General features: G+C 70.7%; 22 protein-coding genes and 2 pseudogenes. 9 read left to right on the top strand and 15 right to left on the bottom strand.

The window, feature by feature from the left end; translation table 11 throughout:
- The first annotated feature begins 656 nt into the window (after positions 1-656).
- The 3 genes from AB0H57_RS30095 to AB0H57_RS30105 all read left to right on the top strand — a co-directional run bounded on the left by AB0H57_RS30095 (position 657) and on the right by AB0H57_RS30105 (position 3,203).
- Positions 657-1,100, top strand: a complete 444-nt coding sequence (locus tag AB0H57_RS30095) for an OsmC family protein (RefSeq protein WP_357512057.1) — start codon at positions 657-659, stop codon at positions 1,098-1,100.
- A gap of 104 nt (positions 1,101-1,204) precedes the next feature.
- On the top strand, positions 1,205-2,230 hold the full coding sequence (locus AB0H57_RS30100; protein WP_357512058.1) for a putative sulfate exporter family transporter: 1,026 nt from the start codon (positions 1,205-1,207) through the stop codon (positions 2,228-2,230).
- Between the two features lie 52 nt (positions 2,231-2,282).
- Positions 2,283-3,203, top strand: coding sequence for a LysR substrate-binding domain-containing protein (locus AB0H57_RS30105; protein WP_357512059.1), 921 nt, complete (start codon positions 2,283-2,285; stop codon positions 3,201-3,203).
- 195 nt (positions 3,204-3,398) lie between these two features.
- Here the strand turns inward: AB0H57_RS30105 and AB0H57_RS30110 are convergent, their stop codons facing one another.
- Positions 3,399-3,800, bottom strand: a complete 402-nt coding sequence (locus AB0H57_RS30110) for a ChaB family protein (protein WP_357512077.1) — start codon at positions 3,798-3,800, stop codon at positions 3,399-3,401.
- Between the two features lie 50 nt (positions 3,801-3,850).
- Positions 3,851-4,285 (bottom strand): phage holin family protein, encoded by a 435-nt coding sequence (locus AB0H57_RS30115; protein WP_357512060.1) that lies wholly within the window; start codon positions 4,283-4,285, stop codon positions 3,851-3,853.
- 139 nt (positions 4,286-4,424) lie between these two features.
- Here AB0H57_RS30115 and AB0H57_RS30120 point away from each other — a divergent pair, with 139 nt between their 5' ends.
- On the top strand, positions 4,425-4,607 hold the full coding sequence (locus AB0H57_RS30120; protein WP_357512061.1) for a hypothetical protein: 183 nt from the start codon (positions 4,425-4,427) through the stop codon (positions 4,605-4,607).
- Here the strand turns inward: AB0H57_RS30120 and nrfD are convergent.
- From nrfD to AB0H57_RS30140, 4 genes are all read right to left on the bottom strand, one after another.
- Positions 4,579-5,634, bottom strand: coding sequence for an NrfD/PsrC family molybdoenzyme membrane anchor subunit (nrfD, locus tag AB0H57_RS30125; RefSeq protein WP_357512062.1), 1,056 nt, complete (start codon positions 5,632-5,634; stop codon positions 4,579-4,581). The genes AB0H57_RS30120 and nrfD overlap by 29 nt on opposite strands.
- Positions 5,631-6,566, bottom strand: coding sequence for a 4Fe-4S dicluster domain-containing protein (locus tag AB0H57_RS30130; protein ID WP_357512078.1), 936 nt, complete (start codon positions 6,564-6,566; stop codon positions 5,631-5,633). Before AB0H57_RS30130 ends, nrfD begins: the two co-directional genes overlap by 4 nt.
- Positions 6,567-6,634: 68 nt before the next feature.
- Entirely contained in the window at positions 6,635-9,946 is a 3,312-nt protein-coding gene (gene fdh / locus AB0H57_RS30135; protein WP_357512063.1) for a formate dehydrogenase, read from the bottom strand.
- Between the two features lie 295 nt (positions 9,947-10,241).
- Positions 10,242-10,595 (bottom strand): nuclear transport factor 2 family protein, encoded by a 354-nt coding sequence (locus AB0H57_RS30140; protein ID WP_357512064.1) that lies wholly within the window; start codon positions 10,593-10,595, stop codon positions 10,242-10,244.
- Positions 10,596-10,875: 280 nt separating this feature from the next.
- On the opposite strand from AB0H57_RS30140, the pseudogene AB0H57_RS30145 reads away from it, so the two are divergent.
- Together AB0H57_RS30145 and AB0H57_RS30150 are read left to right on the top strand one after the other, a co-directional pair.
- Positions 10,876-12,046: pseudogene (locus tag AB0H57_RS30145) on the top strand (IS256 family transposase).
- Positions 12,043-12,243 (top strand): hypothetical protein, encoded by a 201-nt coding sequence (locus tag AB0H57_RS30150; RefSeq protein ID WP_357512065.1) that lies wholly within the window; start codon positions 12,043-12,045, stop codon positions 12,241-12,243. Before AB0H57_RS30145 ends, AB0H57_RS30150 begins: the two are co-directional and overlap by 4 nt.
- Before the next feature lie 249 nt (positions 12,244-12,492).
- Here AB0H57_RS30150 and AB0H57_RS30155 read toward each other — a convergent pair.
- Positions 12,493-12,776 (bottom strand): annotated as a pseudogene (locus AB0H57_RS30155) (hypothetical protein).
- A 72-nt stretch (positions 12,777-12,848) separates the two neighbouring features.
- On the bottom strand, positions 12,849-13,046 hold the full coding sequence (locus AB0H57_RS30160; RefSeq protein WP_357512066.1) for a hypothetical protein: 198 nt from the start codon (positions 13,044-13,046) through the stop codon (positions 12,849-12,851).
- Positions 13,047-13,453: 407 nt separating this feature from the next.
- Between AB0H57_RS30160 and AB0H57_RS30165 the strand changes: the two genes are divergently transcribed.
- The gene (locus tag AB0H57_RS30165; protein WP_357512067.1) at positions 13,454-14,521 is read left to right on the top strand and encodes an ATP-dependent DNA ligase; all 1,068 of its coding nucleotides are present in this window, start codon (positions 13,454-13,456) and stop codon (positions 14,519-14,521) included.
- Positions 14,522-15,041: 520 nt separating this feature from the next.
- Here the strand turns inward: AB0H57_RS30165 and AB0H57_RS30170 are convergent.
- Genes AB0H57_RS30170 through AB0H57_RS30200 form a run of 7 tightly spaced genes read right to left on the bottom strand, consistent with a single transcriptional unit; the run spans position 15,042 to position 22,049 of the window.
- Positions 15,042-16,136: a glycerate kinase gene (locus AB0H57_RS30170; RefSeq protein ID WP_357512068.1), complete on the bottom strand. Its 1,095-nt coding sequence runs from the start codon at positions 16,134-16,136 to the stop codon at positions 15,042-15,044.
- Position 16,137: 1 nt separating this feature from the next.
- A complete protein-coding gene (locus tag AB0H57_RS30175) occupies positions 16,138-16,977 on the bottom strand; it encodes a sugar phosphate isomerase/epimerase family protein (RefSeq protein WP_357512069.1) in 840 nt (279 codons plus the stop codon).
- Positions 16,974-18,137 (bottom strand): dihydrodipicolinate synthase family protein, encoded by a 1,164-nt coding sequence (locus tag AB0H57_RS30180; RefSeq protein WP_357512070.1) that lies wholly within the window; start codon positions 18,135-18,137, stop codon positions 16,974-16,976. Before AB0H57_RS30180 ends, AB0H57_RS30175 begins: the two co-directional genes overlap by 4 nt.
- Positions 18,134-19,285 carry a Gfo/Idh/MocA family oxidoreductase gene (locus tag AB0H57_RS30185; protein WP_357512071.1) on the bottom strand — a complete coding sequence of 384 codons (1,152 nt, stop codon included), beginning with the start codon at positions 19,283-19,285 and terminating at the stop codon, positions 18,134-18,136. The genes AB0H57_RS30180 and AB0H57_RS30185 overlap by 4 nt, the downstream gene beginning before the upstream one ends.
- Positions 19,286-19,312: 27 nt before the next feature.
- Positions 19,313-20,134 (bottom strand): ABC transporter ATP-binding protein, encoded by an 822-nt coding sequence (locus tag AB0H57_RS30190; RefSeq protein WP_357512072.1) that lies wholly within the window; start codon positions 20,132-20,134, stop codon positions 19,313-19,315.
- Positions 20,135-20,139: 5 nt separating this feature from the next.
- Positions 20,140-21,159, bottom strand: coding sequence for an ABC transporter substrate-binding protein (locus AB0H57_RS30195; protein WP_357512073.1), 1,020 nt, complete (start codon positions 21,157-21,159; stop codon positions 20,140-20,142).
- An 11-nt stretch (positions 21,160-21,170) separates the two neighbouring features.
- Positions 21,171-22,049 carry an ABC transporter permease gene (locus AB0H57_RS30200; RefSeq protein WP_357512074.1) on the bottom strand — a complete coding sequence of 293 codons (879 nt, stop codon included), beginning with the start codon at positions 22,047-22,049 and terminating at the stop codon, positions 21,171-21,173.
- A 225-nt stretch (positions 22,050-22,274) separates the two neighbouring features.
- Between AB0H57_RS30200 and AB0H57_RS30205 the strand changes: the two genes are divergently transcribed.
- A complete protein-coding gene (locus AB0H57_RS30205; protein WP_357512075.1) occupies positions 22,275-23,273 on the top strand; it encodes a LacI family DNA-binding transcriptional regulator in 999 nt (332 codons plus the stop codon).
- Positions 23,274-23,286: 13 nt separating this feature from the next.
- Positions 23,287-24,453: an enolase C-terminal domain-like protein gene (locus tag AB0H57_RS30210; RefSeq protein WP_357512076.1), complete on the top strand. Its 1,167-nt coding sequence runs from the start codon at positions 23,287-23,289 to the stop codon at positions 24,451-24,453.
- Positions 24,454-24,544: the final 91 nt, after the last annotated feature.

Consider the following 24,544-nt stretch of genomic DNA (forward strand, 5'->3'; position numbering starts at 1 on the left):
CCGCTGGGAACGCCGCGACGACATCCACGAAGCCTTCCTCGGCCTCGCCACCTGCATCATCACGTACCGACACGTCCTACGACTTTGTTAGGAACACTAAGCGATTGATCGAGTCACTGAGCGCCAGCCTCGATGGCCTACGAGGTCAGTGGTGTCTGTGCTGAGAAAGACGTCTCCGGACGTCGGCGACCAGGCCCGGCAGGTCCGCCAGCGCCGGCCCGTGCACACCCTCGCGGCACGCCTGGTACGCCGCCACCGCTCACGCGCCGTGACGCCGCAGCCATCCGAGCACGTCACCTCCTCGGGACAGCTTGCGGAACCTGGCGGGCCCAGTCGGCTCTGCCGCACGCAATGCCGCACTGCGTGGCCGACGCTGCTGATCGGCAAGCGCGAAGATCCGTTCACCACGTCGGCCGGCTGCCAGGCGAAACCCAGTGCGGCCGGGGACCTGCTGGGCCTCCGCGGCCGCTCGTTTCGATTTGAAGGCGCCGGCCGAACGGGGCGGCGGCACCGAGGGGTCTCATCGGCGGGTGCGGCAGTTGCGGGACCTGCATGCCCGTAGCCGGGTCTGCTGGACCGCCTCGCCGCTGAGGTGGGCCCACCGGCCGGCCAGGGCGATCGCCCAGGGACCAGAAGTCCTGGGTAGTTTTCCTGGCATGAGTGAGCAGACCTTCCGATCGGTGAACATCGAGCGCACCAGCGTCGGGCAGTACGTCGTGCGAAACGACCGCGGCGGATCGATGTCGATGGGCGCGGGCGGGGACGACAGCTTCACGCCGGTAGAACTGCTTCTGGCGGCTATCGGCGGCTGCACCGCCATCGACGTGGACCACATCACCAGCCGCCGCGCCGAGCCGATCGCGTTCTCCGTCGCCGTCACCGGCGACAAGATCAGGGACGAGGCCGGAGGAAACCGGATGGAGAACCTGAGCGTCGAGTTCACCGTGACGTTCCCGGCGGGCGCCGATGGCGACAGGGCGCGCGAGGCGCTTCCCCGGTCGCTGCAGCAGTCACACGAGCGTCTCTGCACCGTCTCCCGTACCGTCGAACTCGGCACACCTGTCTCGATCACCGAGGCCGGCGGTTCCACCGCCGACTAGGTTCCCGCCGGCGCCTCGTCGAAGGCGGTCATAGGCGCCGCCTATGACCGTGATCCGAGAATGATCACTACCGGGCAGTGCCGCGTGCGCGAACCCTTGGAACAGTGATCGTTCTTGCTCACCGGCCCAGCCACCGCCGCACACTGGTCAAGGCCACCGGGCTTGCCGCAGCGGCATCGCTGGGACTCGCCGCGGCGGTCGCCGGCACACTCGTCCCCGTGATCGGCGGGCCCGTCTTCGCCGTCGTCGCCGGGGTCCTGCTGAGCCCGCTGGCCCGGCGCCGGTCCGCGGCGCTACTGCCGGGGCTGAACCTGGCCAAGGGCTTGATCCTGCAGCTGTCCGTCGTGTTTCTCGGTGCCCAGCTGTCGCTGAACGAGGTGCTGTCGGCGAGCGCGGCGTCCTTGCCGGTGATGCTGGGCACCCTCGGGGTGTGCCTGCTGTTGGCCTGGCTGGTGGGCCGACGGCTCGGCGTTCCCCCCGACCTGCGCACGCTGATCGGTGTCGGCACCGGCATCTGCGGCGCCTCCGCCATCGCTGCCACGACACCGGCGATCCGGGCGAAGAGCAACGACGTGACGTACGCGATCTCGACTATCTTCCTGTTCAACCTGGCCGCCGTGCTGGTCTTCCCGCCGCTCGGGCACGCGCTGCAGATGAACGCGCACGCGTTCGGGCTCTTCGCCGGCACCGCTATCAACGACACCAGTTCAGTAGTGGCCGCCGCAGGCGCCCACGGCCAGGAAGCCGTCGAGTACGCCGTCGTCGTCAAGCTCGCCCGCACCCTGATGATCATCCCGATCGTTCTCGTCCTCATCACCCTGACCCGTCGCCGCACCGACTTCCGGGACACGCCGAAGGTCCGGCTCGCCGCCTCCCTCGTACCCTGGTTCCTGGTCGCGTTCCTCGCCGTGGCCGCGCTGAACACCGGTGGGCTGATCCCGGCCGCCGCCCAGGCAGCCCTGCACCGGATGGCGCTGCTGTTCATCGCCGTCGCCCTCGCCGCCGTCGGCCTGTCCACCGACGTCCCTGCCCTCCGCCGTACCGGCGCCCGGCCGCTGCTGCTCGGCCTGATCCTCTGGGCCGCGGTCACCTTGACCAGCCTTGGCCTGCAATACCTACTCACTGACTGAGGCGGCACCGAACCGGGCCGCACGCGAAGACACCTGTGACAGACTGCGCGCAATGCCACTGCCGCCCTGGATAACCGATCTGCCGGCGCTCGACCTGCTGCTGTCCGTCGCCGAGACGGGAAGCGTCGGACGTGCCGCACAGGCACATGGGATCACCCAGCCCAGCGCCAGCGCCCGGCTCGCCAAGCTCGAACGCCGGCTCGGCGTATCGCTGCTGGTCCGCTCACGGCGCGGGAGCCTCCTCACACCCGCTGGCGAGACGGTCGTCGCCTGGTCCCGCAACGTCATAGACGCCGCGCAGGCCCTCGCTGACGGCGTTCTGGCACTGCGCGCCGACCGGCAGGCGCGGCTGCGTGTCTCGGCGAGCCTCACGGTGGCCGAGTACCTGCTGCCGGCCTGGCTACTGACCCTGCGCCGCACCCATCCCGGACTGGACATCTCGGCCGACGTCGCAAACAGCCACGGTGTTGTCGACGCCGTCCGCTCGGGCGCGGCAGACCTAGGGTTCGTCGAGTCACCCGACATTCCCTCTGACCTGACCGCCCGGACCGTCGGCGACGACCGGCTCGCCCTGGTCGTCGCCGCCAGCTACCCGCTCGCCGCACACGCCTGGCGCGCACTGCGGCCCACCGATCTCGCCGGTCAGCCACTGCTGCTGCGCGAACCCGGCTCCGGTACCCGCGGCACGTTCCTCAACGCGATCGAACGCGCCCTCGGCTTCGCGCCGTCGCTGCCCCATGCCATCAGCCTCGGCTCGACCACCACGATCCTTGCCACGGTCCGCGCCGGTGGTGGCGTCGGGGTGATCAGCGCGCGGGCGGCCGCACCTGCCGTCGCCGCCGGGGAACTGGTCGAGCTACAGGTCGAGGGCCTCTCGCTGATCCGCCCGCTGCACGCTGTCTGGCTCGGCCGCACCCCGACCGCCCTCGCAGCGGAACTGCTGGCGATCGCCACTGCTGGTTCCGCTGAGTAGTGGGCGTTGGGTTATGACGGCGTCTCGTACTTCGGCCACAATTCTGCCCGCAGCGCCGTGCGGAGCCGGCCGGGCGGCGGGGGCGGCGGGCCCGGTAGGGTCACGTGATCGACACCCGGGTAGGCGAGCCGGGCCGAGTCGCCCGCCCGCTACCCGTCGTGCCACCGACCACGCCCGCTCCGGGGTGCCGACGCCTCACTTGCGTCGGGCGCGGGCGGTGGCCCGAGCGTTGGCCTTCTCGATCGCCTCGACCAGCTCACCCTTGTCCATGTTCTCCGGGTCGATGCCGACCTTGCGCGCCACGTCGTCCAGATGGCCCTTGCTGGCGTTGGCGTCCACCCCCTGGGCGGTGGGCCGGTCGCGGTTTCGCGACGCCGGTGTGCCCTGGGCCGCCTGCGGGTCCGAGGGGCCCTTGTGTTCCTTGGGCTCCCAGTGGTCGCCGACCTTTTCGTGGGTGTGCTTCAACGACGCGTACGCTGTTCGGTGCGCCCGCTCGCCGTCGCCGTAGCTCTCCTCGGCCGACTCCAGCGTTTTCTTGTACGTGCGAACCGCCTTGTCGTCGGAGCGTGCGATGGTCGACGGGACGTCGTCGCGCATCTCCTCGGCCTGCTCGTGCTTGTCCGGCATGTCGTCCTCCGGGTTCGCTGTCACCTGTCCAGTTCGTCGCGGGCGGCGTCGGCGCCGGCCGGCAGCACCCGGCCGGCGGTCTCGGTGACCATGTCCCGCACGTCGTCGGCGAGCCGGGCTGAAGGTCCGCCGGCCGCGCGCAGCTGCGCCAGCCCCACCCGTCCCAGCAGCACGGCCGTGACCAGGTAACCGACGGTGAGACCGGCGGCGGCCAGCCGGCGCGGAAGCATCGTCTCCAGCACGCGCAGCACGGTGGTCGACGCCGCTCCGGCGCCGAGCACCAGGCAGCCGCCGGCGGCGGCGAGCAGCGCGATCCCCACGCCGGCCGGACGGGCCGCCTCGCTCACCTGCGCGCGCACCGCCCGGACCTCCTCGCGGACCACGTCGGCCACGTCCTCGGCCAGCCGCTCGGACGGGCTTCGCCGCCCGTCCGGTCGTACGGTCCCCTCGCTCATCGCGCCTCCCCCTGCGCCGCCGCGTGTTTGCGGCGTACCCGGGTGGAACGGCCGCACACCGCGACGCCGCCGCTTTCGGCCGGCGGGTGGCGTGCGGCGGCGAAGCCGAGGCCACCCCCGGGCCGGCGTCCTGGTCGCCGTGCTGACGGTGCCCGGTGCACGTCCGGTCGCTGCCGCCCCGGCGATGCTCGTCGCGGTCTGCGGCGCGCTGGCGGTGTTCCAGCCGATCACCGGGGACCGCAGGCGGATCAAGGCGTCGCTGCGTCGGGAGGAACATGCCGTCGAGGAGGCGGTCAGCGCGTGGCGTCAGCAGTATCTGTGAGGCGGTCGCGCTGCGGGACCACGGTGTACTTCGGGTCGGCCGCCGAGTCGATGCCCGCGTAGAACCAACCGAACTTGGTCAACGCGGACTCGGCGGTCAACGCCAGTCCCCCGGCCACGTCCAGGACCCGGCTGGGGCGCAGCGACGACGCCGCCAGCAGTGCGATCCCCACCCGGGAGCACCACCGGGAGGCGCTGAGCAGCCGGCCCGGCCGGCCCCGGGTCAGCGGCTCGGCGGCCGCGCCGAGCCGCCGGTGGACGGCCGGGTCGAGCACCTGCGCCGCCACCGACCCGGCCACGCCCGCGATCCGGGCCGGCGCGGCCTGCCCGGGCGGGGTGACGGCGGCCACCAGGCCGCCGGCCGCGGCGAGGGCGCTCGCCCCGAACAGGTACGGCAACTCCCGGTACGCGCCGTGCCACACCGGCACGGCGGTGTCGGCGATGAGGGCGCCGGTGTACGTGGTGACCGCCGGCGCGATGGCCGTGGCGGCCAGTCCGCCCGGCCGGGCGACCCGCCCGACCAGTCCCGCCCAGCGGCGGGGCAGCAGCCCCGACGCCTCGTCCAGCGCGGCGACCGCCACCAGAGGGCTGAGCCCGCTGAGCAGCCAGGCGCCGATCGACATCGGCGAGGTCGGCTTGACCACCCGCAGCATGTGCACGAACCGGCCGGGCCGGCCCAGGTCGGCGACCAGGACGGTCAGGGACAGGCCGGTCGCGCCGGCGGAGACGAGCCGCGCGGCGCGGCGCAGGTCCGGCCGTCCGGTGAGGTCGGCGCCGGCGGCCAGCACCGCGGCGCCGCCGGCCACGCCGCCGAGGAACAGGTAACTGGCGATGTTGTGTGCCTTCCACACCGGTGGCTTGATGACCGCCCGCCCGTAGTAGGAGCGGAACTCGGCCGGCGGCACGACCTCGCCGCCGCGTCCCGCCCGCCGGCCGCCGCGGGCACCGATGCGCGCCTCCCGCCCGGGCGCGGTCCGGTGCAGCCCATCGCGGCGGACCTCGCTGCCGGGGTCCGGGGCCCCGCTCACCGGCGGGCTCCCGCGAATGCGGCCAGCCCGGCGACCGCCACCCCGAGCGCTGCGAGCGCGGTGTGCCGCCACATGGCCGGCAGGTCGCGGGTGGTGACCACGGGGTCGGGTGGGAAGCCGTACACCTCGGGCTCGTCGAGCAGCAGGAAGAACGCGCCCGTGCCGCCGACGCCGTCGTCCGGGTCGTCGCCGTACAGCCGGGCCTCGGTCACGCCGGCTCCGTGCAGTTGCTCGACCCGGTGCGCGGCGCGCTCGCGCAGCTCGTCGAGCGGTCCGAACTGGATCGATTCGGTGGGGCACGCCTTGGCGCACGCCGGTTCCTGGCCGACTGTCAGACGGTCGTAACAGAGGGTGCACTTCCACACCCGGCCGTCGTCCTTGCGCTGGTCGATGACCCCGTACGGGCAGGCGGGCACGCAGTAGCCGCAGCCGTTGCAGATGTCCTCCTGCACCACCACCGTGCCGAACTCGGTGCGGAACAGGCTGCCGGTGGGGCACACGTCCAGGCAGGCCGCGTGCGTGCAGTGCTTGCACACGTCGCTGGCCATCAGCCACCGCAACTCGGTGCGCCCGTCCGCGGTGACCGGCTGCGTCGGTCCGCCCGGGTCCGGACCGGGCCGGACGGCCCCGGTGTCGGTGCCGAGCTGCGCGCCGTGCCGCTCGCCGAGCCCGGCCGCGACCACCTCCTGGTTCCGCCCGGTCGACGACGGCCCGGCCGGCATCAGCGCGACGGCGTTGTTCTGCCGGCCCAGCGGGCGGTCCTGCTCGATGAAGGCCACGTGCCGCCAGGTGTCGGCGCCCAGCATCCCGGTGTTGTCGTAGGACATGCCGAGCAGGGACAGACCGTCTTCCGGGACGCTGTTCCACTCCTTGCAGGCCACCTCGCACGCCTTGCAGCCGATGCACACGGACGTGTCGGTGAAGAATCCCATCCGCGGCGGCGGCTGCGGGTAGCCCGAGTCGGGCGCCGGGTCCCCGCGCCCCTCCAGCAGGTTGTCGGTCACGCGGGCTCCCCATGTCGGTCCGTGGTTCGGTGTGCTGTGCCGGTCGTGTCGGTGATGCCCGCCCGCCGCACGTACTCCTCGACCAGCCGGCGCCGGTCGGGGCCTCGTGGGCGGCGTCCCGGACGGATGTCGCAGGTGAGCGCCTTGACCTCCTGGATGTGGACGTCCGGGTCCAGCGCCATGTGGGTGAGTTCGTTGGCGGAGTCGCCGGTGGTGAGGCCGTTGCGCCCCCAGTGGTACGGCAGCCCGACCTGATAGACGGTCCGGTCGTGCACCCGTACCGGGACCATCCGGTCGGTGACCAGGACCCGGGTCTCGATCGCGCCGCGGGCGGTCACGATGGTGGCCCAGCCCAGGTGGTCCAGTCCCGCCACGGCGGCCAGTTCCGGCGAGACCTCGCAGAACAGCTCCGGTTGCAGCTCCGACAGGTACGGCAGCCAGCGGCTCATCCCACCGGCGGTGTGGTGCTCGGTGAGCCGGTAGGTGGTCAGCACGTAGGGGAAGACGTCGCTGCCGGCGGGGTGGTACGGGTCGACGTCCCGCCGCCGGCTCAGCTGCCGGGCCGGGTTCTGCTGCTGCCCGTAGAGCAGGTTCGGCACCGGCGACTCCTGCGGCTCGTAGTGCGTGGGCAGCGGCCCGTCGGTCAACCCGGCGGGCACGTAGAGCCAGCCCTTGCCGTCGGCCTGCATGATGAACGGGTCCACGCCTGACAGCGCGTCCTGCCGCTTCGCGCCCTCCGGCGGCCGGTAGTCCGGTGGCTTCGTCGGCTGGAAGTCCGGCACGTCGTGGCCGGTCCACCGGCCCTGTTCGGGGTTCCACCAGATGTACGCCTTGCGCTCGCTCCAGGGTCGGCCCTGCGGGTCGGCGGAGGCGCGGTTGTAGAGCAGGCGGCGGTTCGCCGGCCAGGCCCAACCCCACTCCGGCGCCACCCAGTGCTGCTCGGTGTGCGGCTTGCGCCGGGCCGTCTGGTTCACCCCGCCGGCGTACGCGCCGCAGTAGATCCAGCAGCCGCAGGCGGTGGAGCCGTCGTCGGCCAGTTCCTCGTAGCTGGACAGGTTGGACCCGTCCGCCTTGCGGCCGTTGATTTCCTGGAGCACCTCCTCGGCGCTCGGCTCCTGGTGTGGTCCGGAGGTCGAGTAGTCCCAGGTCAGGTCGAGGACGGGCCGGTCGCGCTCGGCGGTCGAGCCGGCGAGCTTGGCGCGGATCCGCCGGCCCAGGTGGTACCAGAACCACAGGTCGCTGCGTGCGTCGCCGGGCGGCTCCACCGCCTTGTGGTGCCACTGCAACATCCGTTGGGTGTTGGTGAAGCTGCCGTCCTTCTCCGTGTGCGCGGCGGCCGGCAGGAAGAACACCTCCGTGCCGATGTCCTCCGTACGCAGCTCACCGGACTCGATCTCCGAGCCGTCCTGCCACCAGGTGGCGCTCTCGATGAGCGTGAAGTCGCGCACGACCAGCCAGTCCAGGTTGGCCATGCCGAGCCGCTGCGCCCGGGCGTTGGCGGAGCCGACCGCCGGGTTCTGCCCGTTGAGGAAGTAGCCCTTGCAGGTGCCGTCCAGTTGCGCCTGCACGGTGCGGTAGGTGCTGTGGTCGCCGGTGATGCGCGGCAGGTAGTCGAAGCAGAAGTCGTTGTCGGCGGTGGCGGCGTCCCCCCAGTACGCCTTGAGCAGGCTCACCGCGTAGGAGCGCATGTTGCCCCAGTAGCCGGTCTCGGCGGAGTCGTCGGCGACGTAGGCGTCCAGGCTGCCGTGCGAGTCGGGGTGCGGCATCGGCAGGTAGCCCGGCAGCAGGTTGTAGAGCGTGGGGATGTCGGTGCTGCCCTGGATGCTGGCGTGACCGCGCAGCGCCAGGATGCCCCCGCCGGGCCGGCCGATGTTGCCCAGCAGCAGTTGCAGCACCGAGGCCGCCCGGATGTACTGCACACCGACGGTGTGCTGGGTCCAGCCCACCGCGTACGCCCAGGCTGTGGTCCGGTCCCGGTTGGAGTTGACGGTGATCGTCTCCGCCAGTTGCCGGAACAGCTCCTCGGGAATGCCGCAGATCTTCGCCACTGTCTGCGGCGTGTACCGGCGGTAGTGCCGCTTCAACAGTTGGAAGACGCAGCGCGGGTCCTCCAGAGTCTCGTCGCGGCGCAGGTTGTGCAGGTCCTCCAGGGCGCTGCCGTGGCTGCCGTGCTCATGGCTGCGCCCGGTCACGTGGCGGTGCAGGGCCCGCTCGTCGCCGCTCTCGCGAGCCGTCTGCCCCGTGCCCTGCTCCCGCTTGCCGGCCGCGCTCGCGACGCGCACTCCCTCGTACTGCCAACTGTCGGTGGAGTAGCTGGCGGTGTCGTCCCGCCAACCGGAGAAGAGCCCGTCGAGATCCTCGGTGTCCCGGAAGTCCTCGTTCACGATCGTCGCCGCGTTGGTGTAATGCACCACGTACTCACGGAACTCGAGGCCATTGCTCAACACGTGGTTGATCAGGCCGCCGAGCAGCGCGATGTCGGTGCCGGCCCGGATCGGCACGTGCAGGTCCGCCAGCGCACCGGTACGGGTCAGCCGCGGGTCGACGTGCACCAGCGTGGCGCCGCGTGCCTTGGCCTCCATGACCCACTGGAAGCCCACCGGATGACACTCGGCCATGTTGGAGCCCTGCATGACGATGCAGTCGGCGTTCTGCAGGTCCTGCTGGAACGTGGTGGCGCCGCCGCGACCGAACGAGGTTCCCAGACCGGGAACGGTGGAGGAGTGTCAAATGCGGGCCTGATTCTCGATCTGCACGGCACCCAGCGAGGTGCCGAGCTTCTTGATCAGGTAGTTCTCCTCATTGTCGAGCGTCGCGCCGCCCAGCGCCGCGATGCCCATCGTGCGGCGTACCCGCCGCCCCTGGTCGTCGTGGTCGGTCCAGGTCTGTGCCCGCGTGGCGATGACCCGGTCGGCGATCATGTCCATCGCCGTGTCCAGGTCGAGGTCCTCCCACCCGGCCCCGTTCGGCCGGCGGTACCGCACCCGCGTCTCGCGCAGCGGGTTGGTGACGAGTTGCTTGGTGGCGGCGCCCTTCGGGCACAGCCGCCCGCGGCTGACCGGGGACGCGGGGTCGCCCTCGATCTGGACGACGCGCTCGTCCTCGACGTAGACCAATTGCCCGCATCCCACAGCGCAGTAGGGGCAGACGCTGCGGACGATCCGGTCGGCGGTCTCGGTGCGGGGCGTCAGCGCATCGGTGCGCCCCGACCGGGCCGCGGCCCCCCGGGCGAGCCGGTCGCCCGACCCCACTGCGGCCAGGGCCTGGCGCAGCACGGGCCACGGCAGGAACGTGTCGCGCAGTCCCATCGCACCCCCTCGCCGCCGGGTCACCTACCTCCTGTCTACCCGTGACGGGAGCGTCCTCGTGCCGATTCGTCGGATTCGGCCGGCCGGCCGGCCGACGCCGGCCGGCGCGACGGGAGCGGCCGTTCCCAGACCCGGATGCGGGTAGGCTGCGGCACTTCGATGATCCCGGCCGGCAACGAGGTGGGGACGACGCCGCCCTGCTCGGCCTCGCCCACCGGCTGGACAAGCCGATGGGCCGGGGCGGTGGCGTCGTCGCCGCCACCCCGCCGGACCACCACCCACCGAAAAGGGCTCACTAGACCGGGCCGAAGGTGGCGGCCAACACCCGCCAGTTGCCGTCCTCACGCACCCAAAGTCGGGTGTAGCGCAACCGCGCGGACATAGCGGCACCGGCCTGAACGGCATCCACCGCAGCGACCATGCGAGTCACCCCAGTCTGACCGTCTTCCTGGACGTCGAGCGACTCCTCCACCAGGCTGGTGATTCGCAGTGCACCGGAGCGGTAGCTCTCCAAGTCATCTTCCTTCATAAAGACCGTGCCGTCCGGTCCGGCACCCACGACCTGCGGGTGCAGTAGCGCGTCGAGGGACTCGACGTCGGCGGCGCGCTGAGCGGCTTGGAGTTGCCGTTCCGCGCTGAGGAGATCCATCCACCGATCCTCCGCAGCGCTCCGCAGCAAGACAAGCGGGTTCGCTCGCGGCAGAACGGCGACGTCAGCCCGGTAGGGCCAGTGGCGTCCCTGATAGTGGTGTAACGCGGTTGGCGTGATCGCCGGACAGCCCGTCCGGCATAGAGCGCGGCCATCGCGTGATCTTTCGAGTGAACCTTCCACAGCACTCTCGAAAGGGACTACCGCGATGACCGCGCCTCACATCATCGACCCTGCCGGCCTGCTGGGCCAGGCACTGACCGACGCGTCACCGGATTTGATGCGGCACCTGCTGTCCACGGTGATCAATTCCCTGTTGTCGGCGGAGGCCGACGCGGTCTGCGGCGCCGAGTACGGCATCGCCTCGCCGGAACGGGTCAACTCCCGCAACGGCTACCGGCACCGCGAGCTCGACACCCGTATCGGCACCATCGACGTGGCCATCGGCGAAACTGCGGTCGGGCTCCTACTTCCCCGAGTGGCTGCTCGAACGGCGTAAGCGGGCCGAGGCCGCGCTGGTCAGCGTGGTCGCGACCTGCTACCTGCTCGGCGTCTCCACCCGGCGCATGGACAAACTCGTCCAGTCGCTGGGCATCACCAGCCTGTCCAAGTCACAGGTCTCGCGGATGGCCGCCGACCTGGACGCCCAGGTCGCGGCGTTCCGCACCCGGCCGCTGGGCGAGTCAGGGCCGTTCACGTTCGTGGCCGCCGACGCGCTGACCATGAAGGTCCGCGAGCAGGGACGAGTCGTCAACGCGGTCGTGCTGGTCGCGACCGGCGTCAACGCCGACGGCCACCGCGAGGTCCTCGGCGTCAAGGTCGCCACCAGCGAGACCAAGCAGGCATGGAACGCGTTCTTCGCCGACATGGTCGCCCGCGGCCTGACCGGCACCCTGCTGGTCACCAGCGACGCCCACGCCGGCCTGATCGACGCGATCGCCGCGAACCTGTCCGGCGCGTCCTGGCAGAGGTGCCGCACGCACTACGCCGCGAACCTGATGGCGGTGTGTCCGAAGTCCGCGTGGCCGGCGGTCAAGACCGTGCTGCACTCGGTCTACGACCAGGTCGACGCCGCTGCGGTCCACGCCCAGTTCGACAAACTCCTCGACTCGGTCAGCAGGTCGCTGCCGGCGGTGGCCGCCCACCTCGACGACGCCCGCGCCGACCTGCTCGCCTTCACCGGCTTCCCGCAACAGATCTGGCGCCAGATCTGGTCGAACAACCCCAACGAACGACTCAACAAAGAGATCCGCCGCCGCACCGACGTCGTCGGGATCTTCCCCGACCGCGACGCCGTCATCCGCCTCGTCGGTGCCGTCCTCGCCGAACAACACGACGAATGGACCGAAGGCCGCCGCTACTTCGCCCTCGACATCCTCGCCAAGGCCCGCGAGACCACCAGAACCACCACGACGAGCGCGGACCTGCCCCAACTGGAGACCGCAGCATGACCGACGTGACAGGCGACCACACCATCCCCACCCCTGCAGAACGCGAGAAGCTCAACGCCGCCCTGGCCGCCACCGGCACCGAGACCGGCTTCTGGGACCGCCACGGCCGTCCCGCAGCCTGGCCCGACGACATCGACCGCTGGCAACCCGAAACCAGCGAACCCGCCACTGACCAGCCCGGAACGCAACCCTTCTAACCAGCACAACTCGAAAGATCAGCCGTTACACCACTTCCGGGGGCTTGACCGTAGGGCCTTCACGGCACAACCGAACCTCGGCACGACCCTGGTCAGCCCAACTGAGAGGGTCTTCTGCCGTGCTCCGCGGCGCGAAGTCATCGGTCCTGTCGAACCTGGACATATGTCGGTGCCACGGGCGGCGGCTCCAGCGCGAGCCTGCGCGCGTTGTCCGCCGCAGTTGAAACCAGTGCGAAGTAGCCATAATCGTCATTCCGGGCACGCCGGCGCCCGCGGCGGCGTTCGCTCGCCGCCCTCTGGCGGCGCCGTAGGCTCCTGCTCCCGCCACTGCCCGGCGGTGTCGGCCCGCAGAAGCCGGTCAACCATGAGCTTGGCGCCCTCCTGCGTGTCGAACTCCCACCGCAGCACCGTGCCGGTTCGCTGTCGCCGGCCCGGGCGATCACCCTCCAGCGGGTCTGGCGGACGAGCCACACGTCGCGGCGGGTCAGGCGCCCCCAGACGCCGTTCCACCACCGCCGGATCACCTCCTCCACGCGATGATCGTACGCATGTTCGAAGAGACTGGTGGCGAGGGTAGGGACACCGCAGCCCGGCGGCGCCTGGAATCACTCGCAGCGGTCCTCGGCGCCCCGTCCGTAGGGTTCACAGCAGTCGGAGCGGTGCCGGTACACCCGCAGCTCGCGGCCGTGCCGGTGACCGCGCTCGGGCGTGATCTCGTACAGGCAGGCCAGCCACACCACGGTCTCCCCACCGCCCGGCACCACCTGGCCGTCACCCGGCCCGCCGCGCAGCAGCACGTCCATCGTTTGACCGTACGCGGGGCACGCGGTGTCCGAGGCTCTGTCGTTCGAGCGATCGGCGTCGCCGGTGCAGACCGGCCCCCGCAGCTGAGGCCAGTTGCGGGGACCGGTCGTCGGTGGTGTTGTCCTGCTTGCGGGAAGTTCCACGAGCAGGCAGCGATCTCGGCAGTGCATCCACTCGTCGATCAGTTGTGATGGCGGACGGCTGACCGCAGAGGGCCGAAGCGGCCAGAAAGCCCTCTTCGACCAGCGGGAACTGGGCCCTCCCAGCCTGCCTTCGGTGCGAGCCACCACTGGCTGGCGCATTCGTCGTCCGGGATTTCCGCCCGACGCGACCCGCGTCTCTCCGACGATGAGGCGGGAGGGCGGAAGATGAGCTGTGCTCACGGCCGACGTGACGGTGACCGGAGGTGACTCCCGCTCGCGCGCGGGCGAGCGGCGGGGTGGACCGAGCGTTGCGTCGGCCGGTCGCGCCGATGCTCGCGGCGCCGGTCGACGTGGTGCCCGAGGGCCCGGACCTGGTGCACGAGCCGAAGTGGGACGGGTGGCGGTGCATCGCCTTCCGAGAGGGCGGCGGGGTGTACCTGCAGTCGCGGGCGGGGCGGAACCTGACCACCTACTTCCCGGACATCACCCGGGCGATCCGGGCTGCCGTCTCGCCTGGCGTGGTACTCGACGGTGAGTTGATCGTCTGGGAAAGCGGCCGGACCAACTTCGCGCACCTGCAACGCCGTGTCACCGCGGGCCGTGATCTTCTTCGGCTGGCACGGGATCGCCCGGCCCACTACGTGCTGTTCGACCTGCTCGCCGACAGCGACCGCGACGTGATCGTGGACCTACCACTGGAGCAGCGCAGGAGCCGGCTGGAGCGGCTGCTGGTCGACGCGCCGGCACAGCTGACGATGACGCCGCAGACGGCGGATATGAGGGAGGTGTCGGACTGGCTGGTGCAGTGGACCGCCGCGGTGGGGATCGAGGGTGTGGTGAGCAAGCGGCTGAGCGGCCGGTACGAGCCGGGCCGGCGCGGTTGGTCGAAGTTCCGCAGCCGTGTCGTCACCGAGGCGATCATCGGTGGCGTAACCGACGGCATCAGCCGCCCGGACAGTGTGCTGCTGGGCCGGTTCGATCGGCGGGGGCGGCTGCGGTACACCGGCCGCTCCCACCCGCTGCGCCCCGACCAGCGCGTCGCGCTGGCCGAGCTGCTGTCGCCGCCGCGCATGCCACGCCGCGGCGTGGCTGCGCATCCGTGGCCGAACCCGCTGCCCGCGTCGTGGTCGGGTCAGTGGGACCGGCCGCAGCCGCTGCCGTACGTGCCGGTGGAACCGGCCGTCGTGGCGGAGATCGACGCCGACGTGGCGTTCGAACATGGACGGTGGCGCCATCGGGTGCGGTACGCCCGGGCCCGGCCGGACCTGTCCGTCTACGACGTGCCGCTGCTGCTCGGCGAGGAGGAGAACTCCTTCGGCGACCTGCGGTGATCGCGCGAGGGCCTGGCTGACCCAGAGAAAATCGCCCCGTCATGCGCCGGTGGAATCTTGCTGTTGGTATCCCGGCTGCATCGATCGCCGTTGCCCTTGGTTGACCGCTCTTGGCTTGTGATCACCGCCACTTATCGCACGCAGACCGCACGCCGCCCCGCTTCTGCCGCCATCCCGTCGCCGCTGCCGGCTTCGGGCACTCGGCGCCGATAGCCAGTGGTGCCGGCCGTCGGGTCGGCGTTGGGTGATTGCCTGGTTGCCGGAGGCGATGGCGCCTTGCTGGGTGCCTTGGTGGCCGTTGACGAGCCAGGTGACTCCGGTGCCGGGCTGGCGCATCCCGATGAGTCGTCCGTTCGCGGGTTCAACGGTCTTCTTCCATCTCTCAAGCAGGCGTCGGACGTCGCCGACGGTGAAGATCGTCAGCCCCCTGAAGAAGTCAGATAGATGGACGAAGGCATCCGCTATCGGCGGAACCGAGTACCCGAGCAGGCCGCACTGATCAGGGTGTTTGATCGGCGGGTCAGTTTCCGGCCAGTCGCTGAGCAATCAGGGTGCCGGCCTCGACCAGCCACATCGCCGGGTCGTCGAGTGCGGCCGCGACCGACCCGGCCAGATCCACGAGTGAGATCGCCTCCGACACCGATCCGGGCACCGGGCCGGCCAGTTGCCCGGCGACAACGCCGATCGGCACTCCGGCTTTTCCGGCCTGGTCGAGCAGCGACCCGACGACCTTGCCGGTCAGGGATGTCTGGTCGAAGCGTCCCTCCCCTGTGACGACGATGTCCGCGGCTGCGAGCGCGGCGGGCATCCCGACGAGGTCGGAGATCGTCCGGGCACCGGGCATGATGTGCGCGCCCCAGAACGTGGCCAGGCCGTACGCGGTACCGCCGGCCGCGCCGCAGCCCGGCTCGTCCGGCCGGCCACCGGCTACCTCGGCCAACCGGCGTAACGCCCGGTCCAGCAATTCGACCTCGTCGGGTTGCGCGCCCTTCTGTGGGCCGAAGGTGGCAGCGGCCCCGGTCGGCCCCGCCAGTGGCGCGGTCACGTCGGCCAGTACGTCGATGCCACCGGACGGCGGGGGGAGCAGTCCGCCGACGTCGATCCGGGTGAGGTCGACCAGGGCCGCGCCGCCGGGCGGGAGGTCACGTCCGGCGGAATCCAACAGCCGCAGGCCCAGTGCGCGCAGCGCGCCGGTGCCGCCGTCGGTCGACGCGGACCCGCCGAGTCCCACGACCAGCCGAGTGGCACCAGCGTCCATCGCGGCACGCATGACCGCGCCGAGTCCGCAGGTGTGGGCACCGAGCGGATCCGGGATGCGCATCAGGGGCAGGCCGCTGGACTGCGCGAGTTCGATGACGGCTGACCCGTCCGGCAGCTGCAGCCAGTCGGCGGCCACGGTGCGCCCGTTGGGGCCGCGCACCGTCTCGGTCACCCGCTTGGCTTGCGGCAGCGCGGCGGCGAAGGCGTCGATGGTTCCCTCGCCTCCGTCCGCGAGAGGCAGCAGGCGTACCTCGTCGGCCGGCCGCCGGGCCAGCCAGCCCCGGGCGAGCGCACGGGCGGCATCACCGGCGGCCAGGCTTCCCTTGAACGAGTCGGGCGCGATGACGACCCGCATGTCAGCCTTCGAGCACCAGATCGACGTACCGCTGCTTCATGGTGGCCAGGACCTGGTCAGGGTCGGTCGCCCACACGTCGGCGTTGAAGATCTCGACCTCGGTGTCACCGGTGTACCCTGCCGCGGCTACCGCCTGCTGGTACGGTGCGAACTCGATGTGGCCGTCGCCCATCATGCCGCGCCCGAGCAGTACGTCGGCCGGCAGTGGGGTCAGGAAGTCGCACACCTGGAAGCTCGCGATCCGGGCGCCGGCCCGGGCGATCTGAGCCCACACGTCGGGGTCCCACCAGATGTGGAACGTGTCGACGACGATGCCGATCTGGTCGACCGGGAACTGTTCGGCGAGGTCGAGCGCCTGCCCGAGGGTGGACAGGACGGCACGGTCGGCACAGTACATCGGGTGCAGTGGTTCGAGGGCCAACCGGACTCCGCGCTCGCCCGCGTACGGGGCGAGTTCAGCCACGGCGTCCGCCATCCGCTGCCGCGCGCCGCGCAGGTCCCGGGACGCGTCGGGCAGTCCGCCGACGACCAGCACGAGGCAGTCGGTACCGAGGCCCGCCGCTTCGTCGATGGCCCGCCGGTTGTCGTCGAGCGCCGCCCGGCCGGCATCACCGGACGCGGTGAGGAACCCGCCGCGGCACAGCGACGACACGCGCAGTCCGGCGTCGGCGACGGCTTTCGCCGCTGCTGCGACGCCGATCTCGGCGACCGGTTCGCGCCACAGGCCGATGGCTGGGATGCCGGCTCTCACGCATCCGTCCACGGCCTCCCGCACCGACCACGACCTGGTCGTCATCTGGTTGAGGGACAGCTTCGCCAGGCGGGGATCGGGAGTGGTCATGCGACCACCCCGGCCACCGACAGGTACCGGCGCATCCGCTCGGCGGCCAGCTCCGGGTCGAGCAGCAGGCCGGCCTCGTCGGCCAGGCGGAACGTCTGGACCAGGTGCGGGACGCTACGGCCGCTGTGCAGGCCACCGACCATCGTGAATCCGGGCTGGAAGCCGTTGAGCCAGGCCAGGAACGCGATGCCGGTCTTGTAGTACTGCGTCGGCGCGGAGAAGACGTGCCGCGACAGCGGCACGGTGGGCTCCAGGATCGACAGGAAGCCCGCCTCGTCGCCGGCGTCGAGTCGCTGCAGCGCGGCGGACGCCGCCGGAGCGACGGCCGCGAACGCGCCGAGCAGCGCGTGGCTGAACCGCTGGCCGTCGCCCCGGATCAGCTCGGGGTAGTTGAAGTCGTCGCCGGTGTAGAGCCGTACCGTAGGCGGCAGAAGTTCGCGCAGTTGGACTTCCCGCTCAGCGGCCAGCAGGGACACCTTGACCCCGTCGATGAGGCCGGCGTGGGCGTTGACCAGCGACACGAACGTCTTGGTGGCCTCGTCGAGGTCGCGGGAGCCCCAGTAGCCGGCGAGTGCCGGGTCGAACATGTCGCCGAGCCAGTGCAGCACCACCGGCGTGGTGACCTCGGACAGGACCTGGTCGTACACGCGCAGGTAGTCGTCGGGGCCGGCGGCGAGTGCCGCCAGCTGGCGGCTGGCCATCATGACGGGGGTCGCCCCGGTGTCGTGGACGAAGGCGACCTGCTCGGCGTACGCGGCCACGACCTGGTCGAGGCTGTCCGCCGCAGCCGGCAGCTGGTCGGTGGCAGCGCCGGCCACGATGCGTCCGCCGCACGCGGCGGCCTCGGCGGCGCTGCGCCGGATCAGCTTCTGGGTGGCCGGCCAGTCCAGCCCCATGCCGCGCTGCGCGGTGTCCATGGCCTCGGCGACACCCAACCCCCACGACCAGAGGTTGCGCCGCACGGAAAGGGTGGCCTCCCAGTCGAGCCGGGCCGGCTGCCCGGGTGCGTTGTCGGCGTAGGGGTCGGCGACGACGTGGGCGGCGGCGTATGCGATCCGGCTGGTCGCCGGGGCGGTCGGACGCTGCCAGCCGCCTGGTTCCCGCAGGATGACCCGCTCGGTCGTGCCGCCGTCGAGCGGCAGTGAGACCGTCGCGCTCACAGGCTCAGCTCCTCGACCTCGATACGTCGTCCGTCACGCGCCGACTGCAGGCCCAGTTCGGCGAGCTGGACGCCACGTACGCCGGCCATGAAGTCCCACGGGAAGGGTTCGTTGTCGACGACGTGCCGCAGGAACGCCTCCCACTGGACCTTGAAGCCGTTGTCGAAGTGCTCGTTGTCGGGAACGTTCTGCCACTGCGACCGGAAGTCCTCGGTAACCGGCAGGTCCGGGTTCCACACCGGCATCGGCGTGGCGCCACGGTGCTGGATGCGGCAGTCACGCAGCCCGGCGACGGCGCTGCCGTGGGTACCGTCGACCTGGAACTCCACCAGTTCGTCGCGGTTGACCCGCACCGCCCAGGAGGAGTTGATCTGGGCGACGATGCCACCGGCCAGCTCGAAGATGCCGTATGCGGCGTCGTCGGCCGTGGCCCGGTAGGCCTGGCCGCGCTCGTCGATGCGCTCGGGAATGTGCGTGGCGATGTGGGCGGTCACGGACTGCACCGGCGCGAAGATCTGTTCCAGCACGTAGTGCCAGTGCGGGAACATGTCGACGACGATGCCGCCGCCGTCCTCGGCGCGGTAGTTCCAGCTCGGGCGCTGCGCCTCCTGCCAGTCGCCCTCGAACACCCAGTAGCCGAACTCGCCGCGCACCGACAGGATTCGGCCGAAAAACCCGCTGTCGACGAGGCGCTTGAGCTTACGCAGGCCGGGCAGGAACAGCTTGTCCTGGACGACGCCGTTCTTGACGCCCTTGGCGGCGGCGACCCGGGCCAGATCCAGCGACCCGGCGACGTCCTCCGCCAGCGGCTTCTCGGTGTAGATGTGCTTTCCGGCGTCGATCGCCGCTCGGATCGCCTTCTCGCGCTGGGCGGTGACCTGGGCGTCGAAGTAGATCTGGTGGGACGGATCGGCGAGGGCGGCGCCCAGGTCCGTCGTGTACGACGTGAGCCCGTGCCGGTCGGCGATGTCGGCGAGCTTGCCCTCGTTGCGGCCGACGAGCGTCAGCTCCGGCCAGATCCGGCTGCCGTCGCGGGCGGGCAGGCCGCCCTGCTCCCGGATGGCGAGCAAGGAGCGGACGAGGTGCTGTCGGTACCCCATCCGACCGGTGACGCCGTTGAGGACGATACCGATTGACGTGCGCTCCACTCTGTGTCCTTCCAGTTGTTTCTGTGGCTATTCAGCGGTCGTCGTCGCGCCGAGCAGGTCGCGGATCCGTCCGGTGGCTCGGGCGAATGCGGGCTCCGACATCGTCTGGCCGTAGTCACGCTCGGCGGGAAGATCCACATCGATGAGTTCGGCGACGGTGCCGGGGCGCGGGGTCATCACGACCACCCGGTTGGCGAGGTAGACGGCTTCCGCGATGGAGTGCGTTACGAGCAGGACCGTGGTGCCGGTCTCCCGCCAGATCCGGCGTAGCTCGATGTTCATCTGCTCGCGGGTGAGCGCGTCGAGTGCGCCGAACGGTTCGTCCATCAGCAGGACCGGCGGGCGGTGCAGCAGCGCGCGGCACAGGGCCACGCGCTGCTGCATGCCACCGGACAGCTCGTTCGGGTAGGCATCCTCGAAGCCGGTCAGGCCGGTCATCGCGATCAGCTCGTCGGCGCGCTCGCGCGCCTGCGCCTTCGGTATCCGCCGGATCTCGGCTTGGAGCAGGATGTTGCGCCGGGCCGTGCGCCAGTCGAGGAGCGCGGCACGCTGGAAGACGTACCCGATGTCGCGCCGTGGCCCCCGGACGTCCTCGCCGTGCAGCCGGACCTGGCCCGACGACGGTCGCAGCAGGCCGGACACCAGCTTGAGCAGCGTCGACTTGCCGCAGCCGGAGGCGCCGACGATCGACACGAACTCGCCCGGCTCAATCCGTAGCGAGACGTCGGTGAGCGCGGTGACGTCCTTCTTCTTGGTACGGAACCGGACCGCGACATCGTCGATCTCGACCGCGGCGCCGGTCGTCGTGGCGTCGGAGGGCCGCTGCGTGGTGGTGTTACCGGCCATCATCGAGGTCATCCCTTCGGCGCGAAGCTCGCGTCCCAGTACGTCGCCGGCGGCTCGGCCTTCGTGATCATGCCCGCCTCGGCGAAGATCGCGATGGTCTTGTTCCAGTCGTCCTCGGTGTTCACGCCCGGCGCCTGGCCCTGGGTGGCGTCGGTGTGCAGCAGCTTCAGCGTGGCGGTGAATTGCTCGGTGAGAACCGCCTTGGAGGGCAGCTGCTGGGAGGCGCCCTCCATCGCGTCCACCGCGCCGGACGGGTTGCCCGCGGCCGCGGTCCACGCCTCACTGGTGGCCGCGACCATCCGCGTGACGAGGTCCTTCTTGTCCTTGATGGTGTCCTCGTTGGCGAGCAGGCCGTTGCTGTAGAAGCTCAGGCCGTGGTCGGCGAACTTGAGGTACGAGACCGGCTTGCCGGCCTTCTCCTGCATCGTCGGGCCCTGGTCGGTGGCGAAGCCGAGCAGCGCGTCGGTCTGGCCGGAGATGACAGCCGCCATCTTGCCCGCAGCATCGATGTTCTGGAGGGTGAGGTCGCTCTCGCTCAGGCCGTTGGCCTTGAGGAAGGCCGGGAAGGTCTTGCTGAGCGCGTCGCCCGCGGTGGTGGCGATCGTCTTGCCCTTGAGGTCGGCCGGCGACTTGATGTTCTCCTCGGTGAAGAACTGCACCGACGAGGGGGTCGTCTGCAGGAACACACCGAGGCTCTTGACCTTCATGCCCTGGCCCACCCCGCCGAGCAGGGCGGGAGTGTCCGCCCAGCCGAAGTCGGTCTGTCCGGCGGCGGTCGCCTGGATCGTCTTCTGCGATCCCTGGCCGGCCTGGATGGTCAGGTCGATGCCGTGCTTCTCGAAGATGGCCTGCTTCTTGCCGAAGTAGAACGGCGCGTGCTCGCCGTAGGGGTACCAGTTGAGGGTGAGCGTGACCTTGTCGAGGCCCTGGGCGTTCTTGCTCTGCTCGCCGGAGGACGAGCCACAGCCGGTGGCGGCGGCCAACAGTAACGTCGGCACAAGCACGGCGGTGAAGGTACGCAACTTCATGGATTTCTCCTTTACAGCGACGTCGTAGCGGCGTCGGTACGGCGGCTGGCGTGCCAGGGAAGGACGAAGTACTCGATCAGTTCGACGAAAACGAACAGGACCACGCCGAGCAGAGACATGATCAGCAGCCCGGCGAAGAGCATCGGGGTGTCGAGGTTGCCGTTGGCCTGGAGGATCACGTAGCCGAGACCCTCGTTGGCGCCGACGAACTCGCCGACCACCGCACCGGTCACGGCCATCGTCGCGGCGACCTTGAGGCCCGCGAACAGGTGTGGCAGCGAGGCGGGGAACCGGATCTTCCAGAACGTCTGTCCCGGACCGGCCCCCATCGTCGCCGACAGTTGCAGCATCTCGGGGTCGATCGACTTCAGGCCGGTGACCGTGGAGATGACGATGGGAAAGAAGGCCATCAGGACCGCGACCACGATCTTCGGCGTCAGGCCGAAGCCGAGCCACACCACGAACAGCGGGGCGATCGCGATCTTCGGGATGACCTGCGCGAACAGCAGTAGTGGGTACAGGCTCTTCTCGACCGTCGGCGAGTAGACCATCAGCACGGCGGAGACCACGCCGACGACGATCGCGATGGCGAAGCCGAGGATCGTCTCGTACGCCGTGATCCAGGTGTTGTGGGCGAAGTACCCGGACTGGTTCAGGATGACGTCGAGCGTCCTGCTCGGCGACGGAACAAGGTACGGCTCGATGAGGTTCGCGGCGGTCACCACCCACCACGCGACGAAGATCCCCACGAGCACGGCGAACGGGCGCCACATTCCCTGCACGAAGCGGGCAACGCTCGCTCCCACGCTCGCCGGGCGGCGGGCGGCCACCGCGGCGCCTTGGGCGGACTTCGTCCGCTCCAGCAGGTCGGTTGAGCTCTGCGCGGCCATGACCCTCCGTTCTCCTTGGGCTGTCCGGGTGCGCAGCCCCTGTACAGGAACGGGCCATCGCGTGGGCGGAGGGGTGTTCCTCACCTCGCCGTAACAGGCCCGACGTCTGAATGCGCTTTCTGTAAGCGCTTTCCGGGTGCTAACGTAACCACGCCGAAATCAGCCGGTCAAGAACTTCCTCGGGGTGACTCAATGCAGCCACGGCCTCACTCGACACTCGAAGACGTGGCCAAGGCCGCCGGCGTCTCGGCCGCGACGGCGTCGCGGGCGCTCAACGGGACTACGCAGGTACGGCCCCACTTACGCGACCGGGTGCTCCAGGCTGCCGGGGAACTTGCGTACACCCCGAACGCACACGCCCGGGCCCTCGCGGGCGCAGCCCACCGCACTGTCGGGGTCATCTGCCACGACGTCAGCGACCCCTACTTCGCGGCCGTGGCCGGCGGGATCATGCGGGTCGCCAGCGACCACGACCTGCTGGTGACGCTCGCCAGCACGTTCCGTGACCCGGAACGCGAGGTCGCGTACGTGTCGATGCTGCGCGCCGAGCGCGCCGCCGCCATCCTGCTCATCGGCTCCGGGTTCGAGAACCCGGACTGGGAGCGCGCATTGAGCGCCGAACTGGAGCCGTACCTGCAAGGTGGCGGCCGCGTCGCGGTGGTGAGCCGGCACCGCAGCCTGCGGGTCGACACGGTGCTGCCGGAGAATCGCGCCGGCGCCGCCGCCATGGCCCGGGCCCTGCTGGATCTGGGGCACCGGCGCTTCGCCGTGCTCGCCGGGCCACGGACGCTGACCACGGTCGCCGACCGGATCGCCGGCTTCCGCGACGAACTGAGGAAGGCGGGCGTGCCGCTGCGCACCGCCGACATCGTCGAGAACACGTTCACCCGTGACGGGGGTTACGCGGCTATGACGGAAGTATTGTCGCGCGGGCTTGGCGCCACATGTGTCTTCGCCGTGACCGACGTGATGGCCATCGGCGCGCTCGCCGCGCTGCGCGACCACGGGTTGTCGGTACCGGAGGACGTGTCCGTCGCCGGCTTCGACGACATTCCGATCGTCCGCGACCTCGCGCCGCCCCTCACCACCGTCGCTCTGCCACTGCCGCAGCTGGGAGAGCGAGCCATCGAGCTCGCCCTCACCGACAACCCCGGGCGACGCCGCCGGATCCACCGGATGGCCGGTGAGGTCGTCCTCCGCGCGAGCACCGCGAAAGTCCTGTAGAGAGAGGCACCTAGTGAACCGTCCCACCCCGGGCCTGACCGGCCTCACGATCGATCGCGTCGAGACGTTCGCCGTCGCGCTGCCCACGCTGCGCTCCTTCGGCGTGTCCGGCGGGTCCGTCGCCGTCGCCGGCAAGCCCAGCATCCGGATCCTCGTGAAGGTCAGCGCGGACGGCGCCGTCGGCTGGGGCGAAGCAACACCGATCCCGGCCTGGACGTACGAGACGGCGGAGTCCATCGTCAGCACCATCGACCGTTACCTGGCGCCGGCGATCCTCGGCAGTCCGTGCTGGGATCTCGACGGCGTGACCACGGCGTTCGACCGGGCCATCAACCGCGGGTTCACGATCGGGGCCCCGCTGGCCAAGTGCGCGGTCGACATGGCGCTGCACGACCTGCTCGGCCGGGCACTTGGCGTACCGGTCGGAATGCTCTGGGGGCAGCGCCGGCAGGACACGGTCGCGCTGGGCTGGATCGTCTCCGGACAGACGGCGGACGAGGTCGCCGACTGCGTGTCCGAGGGCTTGGCCCTCGGGTACCGCGCGTTCAAGGTCAAGGTCGGCCTGCACACCGAAGCGGAGGACACCGCCGTGGTCCGTGCGGTCCGTGAGGCTGCCCCGGGCGCACCCCTGTGGGTCGACGCGAACCAGGGGTACACGGTGGACGCCGCGCTGCGGATGGCGCGGAACATGGCCGAGTTGGGCGTGACCGCGTTCGAACAGCCGCTGCCGGCCAACGACGTCGCCGGGCTCCGCCGGCTGCGGGAGGCCTCGCCCGTGCCCGTCGCGCTCGACGAGAGCCTGCGCCACCCGAGCGACCTGGCCACCTTCGTCAAGCTGGAGGCCGTGGACGTGGCGATCGCCAAGGTGCAACGCAGCGGCGGGCTGACCCTGTCGCGCCGGCTGTGCCAGCTGGCCGAGGATAGCGGGGTACGCCTGATGGGCTCGGGGCTCACCGACTCCGACCTCGGCCTCGCCGCCTCGCTGCATCTGTTCGCCGCGTTCGGCATCGACACCCCGGTGGATCTCAACGGGCGCCAGTTCCTGAAGTCGTCGTACGCCACCGGAGCCACCGTCGACATCATCGACGGGATCGCCCAGGTGCCGACCGGCCCCGGCCTAGGCGTGGACGTCGACGAGGCGGTTGTCCGGGAACTTGCTGTCGACGTGTTGAACCCCTAGTACGGCAGCCGCCGTTTGAGATGCCGCTGGTGGAGCGGGGTAGACGCGAGGCGGCCACCGCATGATCGTCTGTACGTTGTGGACATAACTT

The sequence above is a fragment of the Micromonospora sp. NPDC050686 genome (assembly GCF_040654475.1).
Lineage (GTDB): Bacteria > Actinomycetota > Actinomycetes > Mycobacteriales > Micromonosporaceae > Micromonospora.

Bases quoted from the DNA above. Each gene is read 5' to 3' on its own strand.
- AB0H57_RS30095 (WP_357512057.1), top strand. From the start codon at position 657: ATGAGTGAGCAGACCTTCCGATCGGTGAACATCGAGCGCACCAGCGTC.
- AB0H57_RS30105 (WP_357512059.1), top strand. From the start codon at position 2,283: ATGCCACTGCCGCCCTGGATAACCGATCTGCCGGCGCTCGACCTGCTG.
- AB0H57_RS30110 (WP_357512077.1), bottom strand. From the start codon at position 3,800: ATGCGCGACGACGTCCCGTCGACCATCGCACGCTCCGACGACAAGGCG.
- AB0H57_RS30115 (WP_357512060.1), bottom strand. From the start codon at position 4,285: ATGAGCGAGGGGACCGTACGACCGGACGGGCGGCGAAGCCCGTCCGAG.
- AB0H57_RS30130 (WP_357512078.1), bottom strand. From the start codon at position 6,566: ATGGGATTCTTCACCGACACGTCCGTGTGCATCGGCTGCAAGGCGTGC.
- AB0H57_RS30140 (WP_357512064.1), bottom strand. From the start codon at position 10,595: ATGGATCTCCTCAGCGCGGAACGGCAACTCCAAGCCGCTCAGCGCGCC.
- AB0H57_RS30150 (WP_357512065.1), top strand. From the start codon at position 12,043: ATGACCGACGTGACAGGCGACCACACCATCCCCACCCCTGCAGAACGC.
- AB0H57_RS30160 (WP_357512066.1), bottom strand. From the start codon at position 13,046: ATGGACGTGCTGCTGCGCGGCGGGCCGGGTGACGGCCAGGTGGTGCCG.
- AB0H57_RS30170 (WP_357512068.1), bottom strand. From the start codon at position 16,136: ATGCGGGTCGTCATCGCGCCCGACTCGTTCAAGGGAAGCCTGGCCGCC.
- AB0H57_RS30175 (WP_357512069.1), bottom strand. From the start codon at position 16,977: ATGACCACTCCCGATCCCCGCCTGGCGAAGCTGTCCCTCAACCAGATG.
- AB0H57_RS30190 (WP_357512072.1), bottom strand. From the start codon at position 20,134: ATGATGGCCGGTAACACCACCACGCAGCGGCCCTCCGACGCCACGACG.
- AB0H57_RS30195 (WP_357512073.1), bottom strand. From the start codon at position 21,159: ATGAAGTTGCGTACCTTCACCGCCGTGCTTGTGCCGACGTTACTGTTG.
- AB0H57_RS30200 (WP_357512074.1), bottom strand. From the start codon at position 22,049: ATGGCCGCGCAGAGCTCAACCGACCTGCTGGAGCGGACGAAGTCCGCC.